Annotated in this window: 1 protein-coding gene; it reads right to left on the bottom strand. The window is 59.3% G+C overall.

Annotation, left to right across the window (positions count from 1 at the left end; genetic code table 11):
* A partial coding sequence (locus ABYA88_RS16530; RefSeq protein ID WP_373188473.1) for a BCCT family transporter occupies positions 1–1,102 on the bottom strand: 1,102 nt, incomplete at both ends.

Here is a 1,102-nt window from a genome sequence, read left to right as displayed (position 1 = left end):
CAATACCGCAATCAGAAACTCTCGCACGGTGCGGCCACGGCTCACTCGAGCAATGAACATGCCGACGAAGGGCGACCAGCTGATCCACCACGCCCAGTAGAAGGCAGTCCAGCCCTGACTGAAGTTGGCATCTTCACGTCCGACCGGATTGGACAGGGCCGGCAGATATTGCAGATACGCCCCCAGGTTGTCGAAGAAACCGGTAAAGATCGCCATGGTAGGCCCGACCAGAATGATGAATCCCAGCAGCAGAATGGCCAGCCCCAGATTCAGCTCGGAAAGACGCTTGACGCCCTTGTCCAGCCCGGCAAGGACTGACACCAGCGCTATCCCGGTAATACCGACGATCAGTAGCACCTTGCTGGTATTGTTGGCAGTTATGCCGAACAGATAGTCGATCCCGCCAGCCGCCTGCTCAGCACCCAGACCCAGTGACGTGGCCAGACCAAACAGCGTGGCAAACACCGCCAGAATGTCGATCACATGGCCGGGCCAGCCCCACACCCGCTCGCCCAGAATTGGATAGAAAATCGAGCGTATGCTCAGCGGCAGGCCCTTGTTGAACGAGAAAAGCGCCAGCGCGAGTGCCACCACGGCGTAGATCGCCCAAGGATGCAGGCCCCAATGGAATATTGTGGACGCCATGCCCAGTCGTGCAGCCGCCTCGACATCACCGCCGGCAGCGCCAAGAGGCGCCCAGTCGGTGCGCACACCCGCTTCAGCTGCGGTGCCGCCCAACGCGGACGAAAAATGCGACATCGGCTCGGACACGCCATAGAACATCAGACCGATGCCCATACCAGCCGCGAACAGCATCGAGAACCAGCCCATATAGTTGTAGTCAGGCTTTGCATCCATCCCGCCGAGCCGTACCTTGCCCAATGGAGACACGATTAACGCCAGACACAGCACCACGAAGATGTTGGCCGCACCCAGAAAGAACCAGGCTAGATTGGCTGTCAGCCAGCCGCGCAGCGCGCCGAACAGCGGAGCTACTTCGTTCTGCAGCGCCAGCGTCAGGAACACGAACAGCAGGATAGTTATCGCCGATATGCTGAAAACCTTGCCGTGAATATCCATGGCGAAGGAAAACTGGCCCTTG

The organism is Halopseudomonas sp., from assembly GCF_041579695.1.
GTDB lineage: Bacteria > Pseudomonadota > Gammaproteobacteria > Pseudomonadales > Pseudomonadaceae > Halopseudomonas.
The sequence above is the reverse complement of the archived record's forward strand: the minus strand, read 5'-3'. Positions and strand labels throughout refer to the sequence as shown.